Consider the following 17517-nt stretch of genomic DNA (forward strand, 5'->3'; position numbering starts at 1 on the left):
TGAAGGGAAGTTATGAGATATGAAAAAACAAGTATTAGATATGAATAGACAAGAAGCTACGCAAAAAATTTTAGCGGCAAAAATTAAAAAAGGGTTAACTTGGGAAGAAATTGCAAAAATAAGTGAACACTCTGAGACTTGGGTTGTAACAGCGTTATTAGGACAAGCTACAATGACACGTCCAGAAGCAGAAAAAATTGGTAAACTATTAGAATTAGATGAAGAAGTAGTTCAAGCATTAACAGTAGTTCCACTTCGCGGTCAAGTAATGGAAATGCCTCCTACGGACCCGATTGCATATCGTTTATATGAAATGATGTTACAATATGCACCAACTATTAGAGAATTAATCTTAGAAAAAGCCGGCGAAGGTGTAATGAGTGCAATTAACTTCAACTTGGGTGTTGATACACAAGAAGATCCAAAAGGTGGCGATCCTCGTATCGTGATTACACTTAACGGTAAATTCTTACCATTCCGTGCATGGTAATTAATTAAAAATCTATCTATATAATTAAATTGATTTTATAGATTTACAAAATCCATCCTTTTTAATCTAACTGTGTAGAAAGGATGGATTTTTAATATGAGATTCTTTTTCGGCAAAGGAGAATAATATGAATAAAAAATGCTTTGATACGAGCTTTAATATTCTACAATGGTTTGTGTTTCTATTAGCAAATACAATTGCATTACCTATAATTATTGGTGGCATATTCCATTTACCAATAGAGGATGTCTCAACATTAATGCAGCGAACTTTTTTAGTTGTAGGAATAAGTTCATTTATACAAGTATGGTTTGGGCATCGCTATCCCATCGCGGATGGGCCAGCCGGTTCATGGGTAAGTATATTTGTCATATTGGGACAAATCGCTATGCATCAGGGACAAAGTGTAAAAGACGTGTTGCAACTTTTAGAAGGTGGATTAATTATTTCAGGTATATTACTCTTCATTCTTGGTATAACAGGGCTTGTTCATCGAATCTTACGTTTATTTACCCCTTTAGTTACAGGAACTTTTCTTTTAATCTTAGCATTTCAGCTTAGTGGTGTGTTACTAAAAGGAATGATAGGATTACAAGGATCTGCAACTCATCCTGACTATACAACAGCTACTATTGCTCTCTTTGTTTTTGCCCTTATTACTTTCTTATCAATTAAAGGGAAAGGATGGATGAAAAGTTACGCTGTATTACTTGGAATTTCATGCGGTTGGCTTTTGTATGCAGTATTAGGAAAATCATCTCATATGCCTTCGCACACAACGCTAGTTAAGTTACCAGAGATATTTGCTTGGGACACACCTAGATTCGATATTGGAATGACTCTAACTGCAACTTTATTTACATTTCTTTTAGTTGCAAATACAATCGCTGCTATTTCGGCTGTAAAACAAGTGGCTCAATTATCTAAAGAAAATGAAAGGCAAACACTGAACCGTGGTGTATGGGTCGGAGGTATATCACATATTATCTCGTCGTTGTTCTCTACAATTGGAATTGTACCATTACCTGCATCAGCAGGATTTATCCAACTAACAGGACAAAGAAAAGTGAAGTCGTTCCTTATAGCAAGTCTTATATTAGCAGGGATTTCTTTTATTCCCTCAATTGTAAACTTTATATCCTTGCTACCAGGGCCTATTGCTAATGCTGCACTTTTAGCAACATTTGTCCAAGTAATAGGCATTTCATTTCAATCCATTTTACGTGAAGCAGTAAATCAACGCCGATTAACTATATTAGGAATTTCATTATTAATCAGTTTAGGAATATTGTTTCTTCCAGAAAATGCATTTAGCGGAATTCCTTCTTCCTTACAATATGTTTTAAGTAATGGCTTACTTGTGGGTACCATGCTTGTCATTCTATTAGAACAATTTTGGAAAGAGTAAAAAGCGTCCTACTTATAGGGCGCTTTTTTTATAACTAGTGACTAATACTAGCAGTTGGATATAATGTTGTTCCTCCAATTGAAACTTTAATTTCATTTGTTAATGGAACGTTTTGTTCATTAATAATTGTTCTCCACCATTCCCATGCAAGACCTGTACATTCTCTTGCTACAATTTTTATATTTTTTGAATTTGGTGGAAGAGGGATAACTGTAGAGTAATGAGCCGTTTTGTCTTTTCCGCTACCATCCCATGTTTTATGTGTTAGTACTTCGTTACCCTTTTGGTCAAATGTGAATTCATCCCAAGATACATCAAATTGAGCAACGTATGCACCGTAATGATCAAGTGTCATTTTAGCACTTGAATATTCTGTAGTTGTCGTCTCAATATAATCTGTATTATTATGAACAGCAGCAGTTGCATTATCTTTTAAGAAAGTACTTGTATATGAAATTGGGTATGCTGGATTTTTAAGACTTAATTCAGCATTATCTTTAATGATATTTCGGATTTCATTGAAATCTTTAGTAACAACCTTGTTATGCTCTTTCGCATCTCCGCCTAATACTACAGCAGTAAAGGTACTTTCTTCAAAAATATCTTTATACTGTCCACTTGTTTCAACGCTGTTATTCTTAAGTAAGGCTTTAAAAGCAGCTTGTACATCTTTGCTCTTAGATGTTGTTTCTAATTTTACATAAATCGTTCTACCATAAGCTACATTTGAAACCATAACAGGTGGAGCCGAATTACTTACGCCTTTTCGAGTTAACTCGTCAAAAGTAACACTATTATCAAAAAGGTCGGATGGATTGTTAGGTAGTTCAGCACTTACCGTATAAAATATTTGCTTATACGCCGCTACCATCACTTTTTTCTCTCCATTTGCAACTGCATTAAAATCAATGTTTAGACTGTTATCAAGATATTTAGCGTTAACATTAAGAGCACTTGCTATTTGTGATTTACTATAAACCATAGATTCCGTATACTGCATTCTTGCAGGTAACGTATGTGTTGTAGAATACTTTTCATTCCAAGTAGATACTAAATCGTCTACTGCTCCAGCTACATTACCATATGTCGGATTTTGGACAGTGATTGTATTTTCTTTTCTCATGCCCGGTAAGTCTATACTAATATTCAAAGGCTTTCTCTTAGCCACTAATAAACTCGGTTGATTGTCTGCAAAAGCTTTATTAGCAAGTTGTACAGCTCCTGGATACGTGCGATTCACTACAGAATCAATAATTGAAATATCGACTGGTGACGTTGTAAGTGATTTTTTCTCGCGTTCCACTACTACAAATTTACCATTTGAATTGATACTTTCTTTCGGAACAAAACTTTCCACTTTATCACCATTTACAGCTAAAACCTCTTGATTATTATATTTAAGATTTGCTATACCAGTATCAATGCCACTAGCATTTTTAGTTACATCAGTTGCATTACTTGCTTGTGTTTCTGCGAAGGAAATAGATGAATAATTAATAGTGCATAGACTAACTAATAAACATGCAAGGAACTTTCTTCTTTTAGTGTTTTTCTTAATATTCAGAAAAATCACCCCGTTCTTTTTTTAGTAAAATATGATAATGATTGATAAATGATAGCTAACTAATAAACTTACATAAATACTTTTAAAAGTTCTTGAATTAACGGAATTACGCCACCTACAAATTTTAAAACTGCCATTGCGATTTCCATATTATTTCCTCCTTTTTCTTGCTACGAAAATGTGATTTATCTTTATGCCCTCATTATAGTGACCCCTTACACTTTTATCAATACACTCTGATATGCAATATTACATATAAAAAAACAAGCTGAATTCTTTTAAAAAGTTATACAGAGATATTTTTTCCGTTTGGTACATACTTGAAAAGGTGAAGCGTTCTTTTTCATTTTATGAGTAATCACATAAAAAAAGCTGCTGCCTATAAAATATAGACAGCAACTTCAACTAGAGTGTCTTGCATAATCTACGCAAGACATTTTATAACTAATAAACTGCGATTGGCCCATAAGGACCATTAATAATCTCTATTTTTGTTTCAAAAATATCTGTCAAAAGTGTTGGGTCCATAACCTCTTCTACTGTTCCGAAAGCAGCAATTTGTCCATCTTTCATAGCACAAATTTTATCCGAGTATTTAGCTGCAAAATTTATGTCATGCATAACAGTCAAAATTGTTCTTCCAAATTCATTAGCTGCACGTCTCAAATGCTCCATCATTTGAACAGAACGAGCAACATCAAGGTTGTTCAAAGGTTCGTCCAAAAGTACATATTCCGTCTCTTGGCACAATACCATCGCTACATATGCCCTTTGTCTTTGACCACCAGAAAGCTCATCTAAATATCTATTCTCTAAACTAGTTAAATCTAAGAAATCGATATATTTAGAAATGATAACCTCATCTTCTTTAGTCAATCTTCCCTTTGAATAAGGAAAGCGCCCAAATCCAACTAATTGTCTAACAGTAAGCCTAGTTACAAAATGATTTTCTTGTCGCAATATAGTCAAAATTTTTGCTAAGTCTTTTGATTTAGATTCAGAAACATCCATATTTGCTACCTGAATTTGACCTTCATCCATATCTAAAAGTCTGCCAATCATCAAAAGTGTCGTTGACTTTCCAGCACCATTTGGTCCAATTAAAGAAGTAAAGCCTGCTTTTGGTATTTCAATATCCAAAGGTCCTATCTTCACCTTATCAGTATAGAACTTTTTAACATTATCAATTTTTATCATAAAGCCCTCTTCCTTAAAACTATAGTTAAGAATATGATTCCACCAAATAATTCAATAATAACTGAAACTACACCTTGAGCATGGAATACATGATACATTAAAAAGTATGCGCTCGTCATTATTAAAAATCCTATAGCAAAAGCCATCGAAAAAATGTATCTATGATCATAAGTTGACGCTGCCTGATAACTCAAAGTTGCTACTAAAAAGCCGTAGAAAGTAAGTGGTCCAATTAGAGCTGTTGAAATGGACATCAAAATAGCTACTAATACAAGCGTATAAATTACACTAGGTTGATATTTAACGCCAAAAGAAGTAGCAACATCTTTTCCTAGTGACAAAACATTCAAATTCTTAGAATGAGCCAAAATTAATACTGCTACAATTATGATCATAGGAATTACAATAGGAAAATATGCAGGGTCTGCATGATTAACAGAACCAAATAATCTTGCTTGTAAAATATCAAATTCTGAAGGCGCAAGTAGTTTTCTCATGAAAGTTGACACAGAATTTAGCCCGGTACCAATAATAATTCCAACTAAAAGCATAAGTTGTAAATTCCCGTATTTACCGGAAAGTAACCATCCATAAAGTATCAAACTCATGAAGACCATAACAACAACTTGGAATAAAAATGATCCAATTCCATTAAAATTTATTAATGCACTAGCACCAAAGAAGAATATTGTACTCGTTTGAATTGCTGAATAAAGTGATTCGAAACCTAAAAGCGAAGGAGTAATAATTTTATTATTCGTAATAGATTGGAAAGCAACTGTCGACAAGCTATGGCAAACTGCAGCGATAATCATTGCAACAATAGCTACTATCCTTCTCTTAACAACTGGAATAAAAGAAGGTGAATCTATCGGAACTGGATTGTTATAAACTAAAAGTCCATACGAAGAAAGGAGACCTAAAGCAATCAATGTAATCAGTAAAATCCAATAACGTCTTGCTTCCTTCTTAGACCGAAAAGCACTGGCCGATCTACTTTCATTATGAAGGCTAGAATCGATTTCGACATTTTCTTTATTTCTATAATCTAATGTGATCATCGCAGCCTCCTTGGTTTTCTTTGTCTCAATAAAATAGTAATAAACACGACTGCTCCCACTGTTGCAAGTATTAAAGAAACAGGTACTTCAAAAGGCTGTATAATTGTTCGAGAAATGATGTCACAGGCAGTTATTGACCCCATTCCGATCACACAAACCCAAGGTAAATTACTCCTAAGATCATCACCTCTAAACATTGAAACGATATTTGGCACAATTAATCCTAAGAAAGGCAAGTGTCCAATAACAGCTGCAACAATTCCAACTGCAACAGAGATAAGAGCAGTCCCCAAAAGAACAATTCTATTGTAATTAACTCCAAGGCTTGTTGCGACATCTTCTCCTAGTCCAGCTAAAGTCAATCTATTAGCATACATAAAAATAAGAAAAGTAATGATAACAATCAGCCATAAATATTCATATCTTCCCACCTGAACGTTAGCAAATGAACCTACGAACCAAGTTTCAATACTTTGCGTCTTTTGAAAAAGGAGTCCCAAAAAAGTAGACACTGCAGAAATTACTGCTCCAAGCATCAATCCAATAATCGGGACAATTAAAGACGAACGAAGCTTAACTCTTCTTAAAAATAGAAAGAAAATCATAGTTCCTATAAAAGAAAAAATGATTGCACCAGTCATTCTTTGAACTAAAGTTGGGGCAGGAAATAGTAAATATACAAAAAGCAGGCCTAAGCCTGACCATTCAATAGTCCCTGTTGTAGTAGGTTCAACAAAGCGATTCTGTGTAATGAGTTGCATTACGAGCCCTGCCATCGCCATTGCAGCTCCAGTAAGCATTAATGCAACTGTTCTCGGAACACGAGTTATGAAAAACATCTCCATTCCGTCCTCTTGTCCACGTATATCATAAACTCCAGTAAACAGTGATATAATCCCTAAAATTATAACAACTATAATCGCTATTATAAAAGGTTTTGTCCATAATTTATTGTGATTATAAAACTGGGGTTGAGAAATATTCTCAACCCTAGAAATTATATTTTTTGACACTGCTTCGTACTCCTTTACACTACTTAGCTAAAGTTTTTGCAATATTTCCAAACAACTCTATATAAGTTTGAATTGATTCATTTGTGTAAGTATCTTCTGGTGCATAAATAACCTGGTTTTTAGAAACAGCAGTTGTGTTTTGAAGAGCAGGTGATTTAGAAATAACATCCTTAGCTGGAGCTGAAGTAGCTGCATCAGATGTTGCAGCATCACGATCTAATACGAAAATCCAATCAGGATTTGTTTGTGCAATAGCTTCAACAGAAACGTCGTCACCTTTATGACCTGCAGTAGAATTAGAAACTTCTAATGCTGGAACCCAACCGAAAATTTCATACATTGGTCCCCAAACACGACCAGAATGTGGAGCAGCAAAACCAATATTCCCACCAGTAACGATAACACTCATAACTTTATCTTTTCCGTTATAAGCAGATTTTGCGTTTTCAATAGATTTATCAAAATCAGCTACTAATTTTTTTGCTTCTTTATCTTTATCAAAGATTTTTCCTAAAGTAACTGTAGAATCTTTAAGTCCTTTTACTAAGTTTTCGCCAGGCTTAGTAGCTTTCTCAGAAACATCAAAATTAAGATCAATAACAGCTGCATTTGGTACTAATTTTTTAATTTCTTCGTAATGACCAGCAAATCTTTGACCAACAATTACAAGTTCTGGATTTGCAGCTGCAATAATTTCAAGATTTGGTTCACGGTGATTTCCAATATTTTGAACTGAATTATCCTTTACATATGCTGAATCTGCAGGCATTACATCCTTCGGAGCAGCCGCTAATTTAATTCCCCAATCAGATAAAGTTTCAAAAGTTCTGTTATCCAAAGCAACTACATTCTTTGGGTTTACAGGGACTTTAACAGTTCCATGAGCATCAGTGATTTCAACCGTTTTTGGCTTATCACTACCATTATCTTTATTATTAGCCTTCGAAGTTTCTTTACTTGAATCTGAGCAAGCTACTAACATTAAAGTGAAAATTGCTAGAATACTCACTAATTTTAAAAGCATAGATTTTTTCATATGTATACTCCTTATAGTGTGATTTATTTCGAAAATGATGACATCCATAGATTGAATTAGAAAGTAACTTTTATTCAATTGAATCGCTATTGATAATCATTTTCATTTGAACATCCTGTTAATTAGTATAGTCATTAATTCTGTGAAAATCTTGTGAATGGTGTGAATTCATAAAATCAGGCATAAAAAGTAATATGTGAAGTCAGGCGTGTTGATTAACCATGATTTCCTCTACAAAACACGCTCATTAATAGCTAATATTTTTATAATCCATTTTTTTACGTCTTTTAATATTTCTAAGAAACTATTTGATTATTAGATTCAATAGAAAAAAGAGTAAAACTGAATGAAACAGTTTTACTCTTTTTTCTATTACCTTATTTTATCATTCAGTCATTGAATAACCTCTACCATGTATCGTTTGAATATATCTGTCTTTCTTCTCGCACTTTAACTTTTTTCTTACATACCCAATATATAAATCTACTACATTTGGATTTACTACTACGTTATATCCCCAAACTTGATTCAAAAGCATTTCACGGCTCAATATTGTGTTTTTATTCTTGATTAAAAATACAAGTAAGTCGTACTCGCGCTTAGTAAGCGAGAGGTTTTCGCCACCCTTTTTCACAATATTGCTAGATGCATCAACAAAGAGATCTTTAAACTGAAAAAAATTCGTCTCATTTTGCTGGTTACAATCACTTCTCCTTAAAATAGCTTGAACCCTTGCTACTAATTCTTCTTTCGCAAATGGTTTTCTTATATAATCATCTGCTCCTGCTTGTAACCCTGCTACGCAATCCTTACTAGAAATATTGTCAGTCACAATAATGATCGGTGTCGTTTTAACAAGTCGTATTTGTCTGCAAATTTCCGGTCCCGATATACTTAATGAATCCCAATCTAATACGATAATATCCCAATCTTGTTCATATATTATATTTAAACCTTCGTTTTCATTGTGAAGTTTTAAAATGAAATAGCCTTCTTGCGTTAGACCGCTTACAATTTTCTTCGCTAAAGACCTTTCATTCTTAATTACTAACACCTGCCTCACCGATGGTTCACCTCTACTTCAATATAACTTATTTAGATAAAAAAATTATCCTGAAAAAACAATTTAAGATTTATAAATTTAAAATTCCTAAATAATCCATTAAAACAGCTTATTAGGAGAACTCTATATAATCTTACAATAGGTATGGATAAAAACACAAAACATATGAAGATTCGAATAAAGTGAAACTTTAATAAACACTCACCAATTGGGCGTTTACTAGCAGCTATAGTATCTACCTGTTTATCATCAATAACCATTTTTTATTCTCTGTTTCAGGGATACCGCCCCATCAACTTAAGTATTCTATACAACCACAAACAAAAAGAACCATAACCTCGCCAACCTGACAAAGTTATGGTTCAGATCATACAAAATGTGATTTGAACCATAAAATTACCATGGTTTGAATCATAAAATTGCCATGAACAACACATTTTCAAAATAGATAACCAAAAAATTAGAAGTATAATGTTGCCGTGAGTACCTAATTAACCCATAAGGTTGCCACAAGTACAATAAAAAAACAAAAATTCGTTACGATTCTATCCTATAAAACCCCAAGTTTGTATAGTTAATGATAAAACCTAAACAGCTTACTCTTATTGTCGTACATTACTCACTAAGATCCATTTATTTTAAGTTACGTTTATATATCCTAGTTCTTTTAGAATTTTTTTATGAAGATACCAATAAAAAAGGAACTTCCTTATATAGAAAGTTCCTTTATAGTTCATATAATTCATTAGATTTGTTCCATTATTTATTTCTTATAGTTTGTTTTTGAAAGAACGTGCAGAATTTCATCAACTGCTTTTTTATATCCCCCTGCCATTTGGAAAGAGTTCCTAATTTTACAGCTATTTTCTTTGAATTCTTTTCTATATAGTACTGCTTCTGTCTCTTCCCGTAATATTTCTGGAGTTAAGCTCGTTTTGTCTAAATGAATACCCGCTCCTAATTCAGTTACTCTTTTAGCAACTAAAGGTTGATCTCCTGAAATAGGTATTACGACTAATGGTACCCCATAATATAGCGCTTCACTGGAACTATTCATTCCTCCATGTGTAATGAATACATCTGTATGCTTTAATACTTCTAATTGTGGAACATATTTATATAGAATAAAATTCGGAGGAACATTTTTAAATTGTTCTATATCTGTTTTTTTACCAACTGCTAATACAATTGTTGCAGGTATGTCTTTAAAGGCTTCAAAGCATTTTTCATATAAAGTTTGTTGTTGATTAACTATAGTTCCCATAGAGATGAAAATCACTTTTTTATTTTTTAAATCTTCTATAGGAAAATCTCCCACATCATGACGCGGTGTGATGGAAGGTCCGACAAATATAAAAGAATCATCAAATTCATTCGCATACGGTTGGTACTCTTTCGAAGTATATACAATAGTAATATCTCCTGGATTACTTAAAATGTCAGGGAAGCTATCGTACATGACTCCGTATTGTTCTTTCCATTTGTTAATAATGTCTATACAATTTTTATTCAAAGGAGCATTCCCGCCTGAATACCCAGAATTATCTTTCCCGAATAACGAAATAGAATCATTAAAAGCAAACGTTGTACATGAAGAAATCTTTGGTAATTGTAAAGCAGATGCTATAATATATCCCACCGCAAAATGATGATCATAAATTACATAATCAAATTGTTCACCTTCGATTTCGGATAAAATATCTTTTATTATTCTATCCATGGCAGAAATCATGTTAAATAACATATCTAACTGATTAGCTTTTTGTTTAACATCCGTATTAATATCTCTTTTTGGCATAAAGTTTTCATATGTTCGAAATTCTGCACCTGTCTTTTCAATTTTATCTCTATAATCTTCAATACAATAATAAATAATTTGTTCGCCTCGTTGTATCAAATCACTTACAATTCCAATTGACGGATTCACATGGCCTTCTCCGGGGAAATTAATAAAAAGTACTTTTGACATAATAAACACTCCTTATTTATATAACTTAATTTATAATTAACTTGGTTAAATATTGAACCACTACTTATCATACCATGTATTGGAATAGAATTCCTTATGCAAAGAATCGTGGAGGAAATTGATAAAACGGATTATAAATAAATTGTTTGGGGTTTTATGGTAATTTATATATTTTTTATAATTACCGTGGCGATATATCTTTGTAAATTTAGTTACAAACAATTGATAGCCACCTAAATCAACTTGTAAGCGGCATATATTGTGATATTTTTAACACTAATGTATATCTCGTTTTTTAAATCTTCCTTCACGTACTTCTGTAATATCTGCTACGGCTAGGAAATCAGATGGATCTAGTTCTTCAATTAAAGATTTTAATTTAGCCTCTTCAAGTCGGTTAATAATGCAAAAAATAACTTTTTGTTATCCCCCGTATAAGCACCTTCGCCGTGAAGATATGTGACCCCACGACCTAATTCTGAATTTATTGCTTCGCCAAGTTCTTCCTGCTGTTCACTGATAATCCATATAGATTTCGATTGTTCAAAACCATTAACTACAGTATCAATTGCCTTCGATGCAATGACATAAGCTAAAATGGAATACATTGCGCGATCCCAACTGAATACGAATCCTGCAGCTCCTAAAATAAAAACATTAAAAAACATAACAATTTCTCCTACAGAAAAAGGAATCTTTTTATTAATTAAAATCGCCAGGATTTCTGTACCGTCTAATGCCCCGCCATATCTAATGACTAGACCAACCCCAAGTGCCATGCCTCCAAAAATAGTAGCAAGAAGAATATCATCTGTAAATGCAGGAATTGAGTGAAAAAGTGTAGTTAAAATTGATAAAGTTAAAATACCAAAAACAGTAGAAAATGCGGATGTTTTTCCAATTTGTTTATGGCCCATGAAAACAAAAGGAAGGTTTAATATAAATAGGAAGATACCTAAATTTAATCCGGTGAGGTGAGAAAGCATAATCGAGATTCCGGTAATGCCTCCATCAATAACCTGATTAGGAATTAAGAAAATTTCGAGTCCTGTGGCCATTAATAGCGCTCCAATGATTATAGCTATAGCCCGCTTAATAATTTGGAACATAGGCAATCGTTGATGTTGTAGTTATCTTTGTGCAGTTTCGGCCAAACGCATGCATCTCCCTCAAATTTTTTTTATTTCTATATTTAAAGATTCTCTTTCCTTTCCTTGGTTCCATAGCATTGTTTAACAATTTAAATCTTTTACTTTTTTATGGATATCTTTCATTTTTTCATCCAGAGATTTTACTGTTTCCGCTGCCTCTTTAAGTTCTTTTTCAAGGTAGCAAGGGATTTCTTTATCATACTTATAATAAATTTTATGTTCTAGGCTAGCCCAAAAATCCATCGCTAAGGTGCGAAGCTGAATTTCAACATAAACCTTCTCTACACTTTTGGATAGTGTCACAGGAATTTGAACAATTACATGTAAACTTTGATATCCATTTGGTTTTGGGTTTGTGATATAATCTTTCACTTGTACAATCTCGATATCATTTCGGTTAGATAATTGCGAATAGATATCATAGATGTCACTTACAAAAGGACAAATAATTCTCATCCCAGCAATATCATACAAATGTTCTTTCGTATTTAACAGGGAAGGCGCAATTTTCTTTCTATCAAGTTTTGATTGAATACTTTCTAAAGATTTGAGTCTGGTCTTAATATGTTCAATTTGATTGTGATTATTTAAATATTTTGCTTCCTCAGCTATAATAGTGATTTTTGTTTTCATTTCGTCTAAAGCAAACTTATAAGGTAATAAAAACTGACCCCATTTTTGCATATCTTCCATTTGGGATTCCCTCATTTCTTTGCCTTCTAAAAATTTCATTTATTCGCCCCCCTTATAAAACCCTTTTTTAAGCAAAGAAAGTTCTAAAGCATAGTTTTTCACCGACTCATCAAAAGGGATTTCCTTTGCGAAACTTTGAATAAGATTTTGAAATGTCACCATCATGATAATTTTCATGATATGAAATATTTCTCCTTCTTCTATAATGTTCAATTTTTCTGTATTTATTAAAACCATGATTTCTGATAATCGACTCTTATAGTTTTCCTCGTTCACATTTCGAGTCAATGTATTTTCGACTTTATAATTCATATTCAAAAAGGCATTTCTAAAAAAGTTTCTATTTTCTAGGTTTTGAAATTTCGTTAGCATATATTGGTATAACTCAATGTATGCGTCAAATAAATCCCCATCCTTTTCTTTTAATATCGAAATGAATTTTTCATTGTCTCTTTTGGAATATTCATCTAATAAAAAGAAGAAAACATCTTCTTTACCCTCAAAGTATTGATAAAAGCTCCCCCTCGGTATTCCAGCATCTTTGATGATATTGGAAATCGATGCTTCAAATAATGGAACTCTTGAAAATTCTTTCATTGCTGCTTGAATTAATGCTTCTTTTTTTTCACTTGCTAAATTAAAAAATGTTTGTTTAGGCATTTTTTCCCTCCAATCTAACTAGAATGTGACAATGTGTCACAACTGGGTGTAAATCAATAGTACATGACAACATGTCATACGTCAAAGGGAAAATATGACACGTTGTCACGATGGTTTAACCAAAATTTATTAGGAAATGGATTGATTTTTTGGCTTCTAAATGCATGGAGTACTGAATGGAGATGATATCCATTCGGAAAATGTAGCACCTGAAACTTTGAAGGTTTAATGTATAAAAAAAGTAAGCTCCATTTTTAATTTAATGGAGCTTTACATATTTGCTAAATTTTTTGACCTATGGCACAACTGAATAGTATGCCCAACATAAGATATTTAAATTACGTGAGCAATAATCTCAAAACTCGTCTTTGTTCAACCAACCTCACCCAGTAAATTAATTTTATGGTCTGGAAAGAGTCTATATCTATTTCTAGCCCTACCTACTAAACCTTCGTACTTCAGTCACTAGCTTTTAGCCTCAAGGATCCTGAGAAAGAAGTTAGTAATCAATACTTAAGAGACTGATTCAAATTGACTATTATACAGATCCGCATAGAATCCACCTTTTGCTAGTAACTCCTCATGGTTTCCTGTTTCTAAAATGTCTCCCTCTTTCATCACTAAGATCAAGTCAGCATTTTTTATCGTCGAAAGACGGTGTGCAATGACAAAGGATGTTTTCCCAACTGTTAAACGATCCATTGCTTTTTGAATTAATAATTCCGTACGTGTATCAACTGAGCTCGTAGCCTCATCTAGAATTAATAATGGGGCATTTTCAATCATCGCACGGGCAATCGTAATTAATTGTTTTTGTCCAGCTGATAAATTCGCTTTATCATTTAATAAGGTATCATAACCGTTAGATAAGTTTTTAATCGTATTATGCAGCCCAACTGCTTTACATGTTGCTATAATTTCTTCATCTGAAACATTTTCCTTTGAATAGACAATATTTTCGCGAATCGTCCCCTCGAATAGCCATGTATCCTGAAGTACCATACAGAATAGATCATGCACATGTTCACGAGTTAATTGATTTATAGGAACACCATCAATAGTAATTTCGCCACTGTTCAGTTCATAAAATCGCATTAATAAATTTACTAATGTCGTTTTTCCAGCACCCGTTGGACCTACAATAGCTACTTTTTGTCCTGCATTCACTTTAGCAGAGAAGTCTTTAATGATAAGACGATCTTTATCATAGCCAAATTTAACATGCTTAAATTCCACATCTCCTTTGACATTATCTAATCTCAGTGTTTTTTCACTTTCATTTGATAATTCTTCTTCTTCTAAAAATTCAAATACACGTTCACTTGCTGCTGCTGTAGATTGCAGATTCGTTGCAGCTTGTGCTAATTGTGATAATGGCTGTGTGAACAAACGAATATAGACCATAAAGGCAACGATTGTTCCAATTGTAATTACACCATTTGTCACAAGTAATGCACCAACAATACAAACTGCTACATACCCAAAGTTCCCGATAAACTGCATGATAGGCATCATAATCCCAGACATAAACTGTGATTTCCAAGCATTATCAAAAAGACGATCATTGATTGTATGGAACACTTCTTTTGCTTCCTTTTCGCCGTTATATGCTTTTACGATATGGTGACCTGCATACATTTCTTCAATATGTCCATTGATTTTCCCTAGTTCAGCCTGCTGTTGTACAAAGTATTTTTGAGAACGCTTCATAATCAATGTCATTAAAATAAATCCAATTAAGGTTGCAACAATTCCTGTTATAGCCATAATCCAGTTTGTATAGAACATCATTATTAATGCACCAACAAAAGTTGCGATTGCCGTTACTAATTGTCCTAGGCTATTATTTAGCGTTTGGCCAATTGTATCAACATCATTTGTTACACGGCTTAATATATTTCCATAACTCATTTTATCAAAGTAACTTAAAGGGATTCGATTCATTTTTTGCGATAATTCTGTACGCATTTTTTTTGTGATTTTTTGTGTTACCGTTGCCATTATAAAACCTTGTATATAATTAAATACCAAGCCTAATCCGTAGAGAACCACTAAAATGATTCCAATATTTTTGATTGCACCTAAATCAATGTCACCCCTAATCCCTTCTTGGATAAGGTCTGTCATTTCACTTAATTTATCTGGGCCATATACATTAAATGCAGAACCCACAAAAGCTAATATTAAGGCAAAAATAACAATGGGTACATAAGACTTACAGTAGGAAATCAGCTGTTGAATCGTTTTTTTAAAATTGTTTACTTTTTGCCCTTGGGCCCTGCCACCCATTGGACTAAGCCCTCCGCCCATCTGTCTCCCATTTTTTGAGTTTTTTTCATGATCTCCAATGGTATAATCATTTTTGGCCATCAGTCAATTCCTCCTTCGAAAGCTGAGAATATGCAATCTCTTGATACGTCTCGCAGCTATCCATTAATTGTTCATGTGTTCCATTCCCAACTACTTCTCCCTCTTCAAGCACAATAATGCGGTCTGCGTCTTTAATTGTTCCGATACGCTGTGCAACAATTAAGGTAGTGGCATCCTTCGTTTCTTTTCTTAAAGCAGAACGTAGAACCCTGTCTGTTTTGTAGTCTAATGCTGAAAACGAGTCATCGAATATATAAATTTCTGGTTTCCGATAAATTGCACGTGCAATCGATATACGCTGTTTTTGTCCCCCAGATACGTTTGTACCACCTTGTGATATCTGCGCTTCATATTGTCCTTCAAGTTTTTCCACGAATTCTTTCCCTTGTGCAATTTCCAATGCTTCTTTGACAGCATTTAGTGACGAATCCATATGTCCAGATTCTCCATAGGATACGTTCGAAGTTACAGTACCACTGAATAACACAGACGATTGTGAAACGTAACCAATTTTATCGTGTAGAGTTTCTTGTCTATAATTTTTTACATTTATGCCATCAACCAATACTTCCCCTTCAGAAACATCATTGAAACGAGGAATTAGATTTACCAAACTTGTTTTTCCACTCCCCGTGGATCCAATAAAAGCTACCGTTTCTCCTTTTTTTGCAGTAAAGCTAATATTACGAAGAATATGGTTCTCTGAATCTGGATATTTAAAGCTAACATTGCGGAACTCAATCTCTCCTACAATACCTGGTTTTCCTTCTGTAACTGTACCATCTGTAATTTTCGCTTCTGTTTCAAGTACTTCCATAATACGTTTTGCTGATACCGTAGCACGAGGTAACATAATAAAAATCATACTTACCATCATAAATGCCATTACAACTTGCATGGCATACGATGAGAAAACAACTATATCCGAGAAAATTGTAATTCGATTTACCATCTGTGCTTCGTTAATCAAATAAGCACCAATCCAATAAATCGCAACACTTAAACCGGACATAATTGCAGTCATCCCTGGTCCAATAATTGCCATTAAACGATTTGCAAAAAGATTTGTTTTTGTTAATTCCATATTAGCTTTTTCAAATTTATTTTCTTCATAGTCCTTAGCGTTATAAGCACGTACAACGCGCATCCCTGTCAAGTTCTCACGAGTTACACGGTTTAAATTATCAGTAAGAGTTTGAATGATTTTGAACTTTGGTATTGCAAATAGAATAATCACAGCTAACATCATGCATAAAACGACAACTGCTATACCCGTCGCTGTTGTCAATTGCCAGCTTTTCCCTGAAATTTTCATGATTGCCCAAACAGCTAGAATTGGCGCTTTTACAATTATCTGTAATCCCATTGCCACAATAAATTGAATTTGCGTAACATCATTAGTTGAACGAGTAATCAAACTTGCTATCGAAAAACGATTAATTTCTTCCAACGAAAAAGATAAAGTTTTATCAAAAACTAATCCGCGTAGACGTTTTGATAATCCCGCTGCAACCTTAGCAGCAAAGTATCCTACGATAACAGCAGTAACCATACTTCCTACTGCACAGAGTAGCATATATGCTCCAGGTTCAATAATTTGAGAAAAGTTCGTACCTTCCATTTGGATTAATGTCGTGATTTCAGCCATATAGTCCGGTAGCTTTAAGTCCAGCCAAACCTGTACCGTAATGAATGCTATACTAAATAGAACAAGTATCCATTCATTCCTTTTCAAATATTTAAATATTTTCAACATATCAATGCCCCTTTTATCTTATAGTGTAAGATATATAATAAATTTTTATGCAGTCCAGTGTTGAACTGCAAATTTAATAATACTCA

13 protein-coding genes and 1 pseudogene are annotated in these 17517 nt (G+C 33.5%); 2 read left to right on the forward strand and 12 right to left on the reverse strand.

Annotated features, from left to right (window positions below; translation table 11 throughout):
* The first annotated feature begins 40 nt into the window (after nucleotides 1-40).
* Entirely contained in the window at nucleotides 41-490 is a 450-nt protein-coding gene (cynS, locus tag C4S65_RS15885) for a cyanase (protein ID WP_042973444.1), read from the forward strand.
* 127 nt (nucleotides 491-617) lie between these two features.
* Entirely contained in the window at nucleotides 618-1898 is a 1281-nt protein-coding gene (locus tag C4S65_RS15890) for a purine/pyrimidine permease (RefSeq protein ID WP_086407214.1), read from the forward strand.
* Between the two features lie 34 nt (nucleotides 1899-1932).
* Here C4S65_RS15890 and alo read toward each other — a convergent pair whose 3' ends face one another.
* The 12 genes and pseudogenes from alo to C4S65_RS15955 all read right to left on the reverse strand — a co-directional run bounded on the left by alo (nucleotide 1933) and on the right by C4S65_RS15955 (nucleotide 17431).
* Nucleotides 1933-3471, reverse strand: coding sequence for an anthrolysin O/cereolysin O family cholesterol-dependent cytolysin Alo (gene alo, locus C4S65_RS15895; RefSeq protein ID WP_000576728.1), 1539 nt, complete (start codon nucleotides 3469-3471; stop codon nucleotides 1933-1935).
* Nucleotides 3472-3906: 435 nt separating this feature from the next.
* The gene (locus tag C4S65_RS15905; protein WP_000590056.1) at nucleotides 3907-4659 is read right to left on the reverse strand and encodes an ATP-binding cassette domain-containing protein; all 753 of its coding nucleotides are present in this window, start codon (nucleotides 4657-4659) and stop codon (nucleotides 3907-3909) included.
* On the reverse strand, nucleotides 4656-5720 hold the full coding sequence (locus tag C4S65_RS15910; RefSeq protein ID WP_103945288.1) for an iron chelate uptake ABC transporter family permease subunit: 1065 nt from the start codon (nucleotides 5718-5720) through the stop codon (nucleotides 4656-4658). The genes C4S65_RS15905 and C4S65_RS15910 overlap by 4 nt, the downstream gene beginning before the upstream one ends.
* A complete protein-coding gene (locus C4S65_RS15915; RefSeq protein WP_086407213.1) occupies nucleotides 5717-6733 on the reverse strand; it encodes an iron chelate uptake ABC transporter family permease subunit in 1017 nt (338 codons plus the stop codon). The genes C4S65_RS15910 and C4S65_RS15915 overlap by 4 nt, the downstream gene beginning before the upstream one ends.
* Nucleotides 6734-6752: 19 nt before the next feature.
* Entirely contained in the window at nucleotides 6753-7769 is a 1017-nt protein-coding gene (locus tag C4S65_RS15920) for a siderophore ABC transporter substrate-binding protein (RefSeq protein WP_086407212.1), read from the reverse strand.
* Between the two features lie 385 nt (nucleotides 7770-8154).
* Nucleotides 8155-8832: a response regulator transcription factor gene (locus tag C4S65_RS15925; RefSeq protein WP_001250261.1), complete on the reverse strand. Its 678-nt coding sequence runs from the start codon at nucleotides 8830-8832 to the stop codon at nucleotides 8155-8157.
* 763 nt (nucleotides 8833-9595) lie between these two features.
* Nucleotides 9596-10801 (reverse strand): macrolide family glycosyltransferase, encoded by a 1206-nt coding sequence (locus C4S65_RS15930; protein ID WP_086407211.1) that lies wholly within the window; start codon nucleotides 10799-10801, stop codon nucleotides 9596-9598.
* Nucleotides 10802-11077: 276 nt separating this feature from the next.
* A pseudogene (locus C4S65_RS15935) lies at nucleotides 11078-11910 on the reverse strand (YitT family protein).
* Between the two features lie 123 nt (nucleotides 11911-12033).
* A complete protein-coding gene (locus tag C4S65_RS15940; RefSeq protein WP_033667507.1) occupies nucleotides 12034-12645 on the reverse strand; it encodes a GTP pyrophosphokinase family protein in 612 nt (203 codons plus the stop codon).
* A 39-nt stretch (nucleotides 12646-12684) separates the two neighbouring features.
* Complete coding sequence (locus C4S65_RS15945; RefSeq protein WP_086407210.1) at nucleotides 12685-13305, reverse strand: TetR family transcriptional regulator; 621 nt, start codon at nucleotides 13303-13305, stop codon at nucleotides 12685-12687.
* 513 nt (nucleotides 13306-13818) lie between these two features.
* Nucleotides 13819-15675 (reverse strand): ABC transporter ATP-binding protein, encoded by a 1857-nt coding sequence (locus C4S65_RS15950; protein WP_086407209.1) that lies wholly within the window; start codon nucleotides 15673-15675, stop codon nucleotides 13819-13821.
* Nucleotides 15662-17431, reverse strand: a complete 1770-nt coding sequence (locus C4S65_RS15955) for an ABC transporter ATP-binding protein (protein WP_086407208.1) — start codon at nucleotides 17429-17431, stop codon at nucleotides 15662-15664. The genes C4S65_RS15950 and C4S65_RS15955 overlap by 14 nt, the downstream gene beginning before the upstream one ends.
* Between the last annotated feature and the right edge of the window lie 86 nt (nucleotides 17432-17517).

This window comes from Bacillus sp. ok061 (genome assembly GCF_900108285.1).
Taxonomy (GTDB): Bacteria; Bacillota; Bacilli; order Bacillales; family Bacillaceae_G; genus Bacillus_A; species Bacillus_A thuringiensis_S.

Coding starts and splice junctions, on each gene's coding strand:
- C4S65_RS15955 (WP_086407208.1), bottom strand. CDS start 17,431: ATGTTGAAAATATTTAAATATTTGAAAAGGAATGAATGGATACTTGTT.
- C4S65_RS15930 (WP_086407211.1), bottom strand. CDS start 10,801: ATGTCAAAAGTACTTTTTATTAATTTCCCCGGAGAAGGCCATGTGAAT.
- C4S65_RS15940 (WP_033667507.1), bottom strand. CDS start 12,645: ATGGAAGATATGCAAAAATGGGGTCAGTTTTTATTACCTTATAAGTTT.
- C4S65_RS15950 (WP_086407209.1), bottom strand. CDS start 15,675: ATGGCCAAAAATGATTATACCATTGGAGATCATGAAAAAAACTCAAAA.
- C4S65_RS15890 (WP_086407214.1), top strand. CDS start 618: ATGAATAAAAAATGCTTTGATACGAGCTTTAATATTCTACAATGGTTT.
- C4S65_RS15905 (WP_000590056.1), bottom strand. CDS start 4,659: ATGATAAAAATTGATAATGTTAAAAAGTTCTATACTGATAAGGTGAAG.
- C4S65_RS15945 (WP_086407210.1), bottom strand. CDS start 13,305: ATGCCTAAACAAACATTTTTTAATTTAGCAAGTGAAAAAAAAGAAGCA.
- C4S65_RS15910 (WP_103945288.1), bottom strand. CDS start 5,720: ATGATCACATTAGATTATAGAAATAAAGAAAATGTCGAAATCGATTCT.
- C4S65_RS15920 (WP_086407212.1), bottom strand. CDS start 7,769: ATGAAAAAATCTATGCTTTTAAAATTAGTGAGTATTCTAGCAATTTTC.
- cynS (WP_042973444.1), top strand. CDS start 41: ATGAATAGACAAGAAGCTACGCAAAAAATTTTAGCGGCAAAAATTAAA.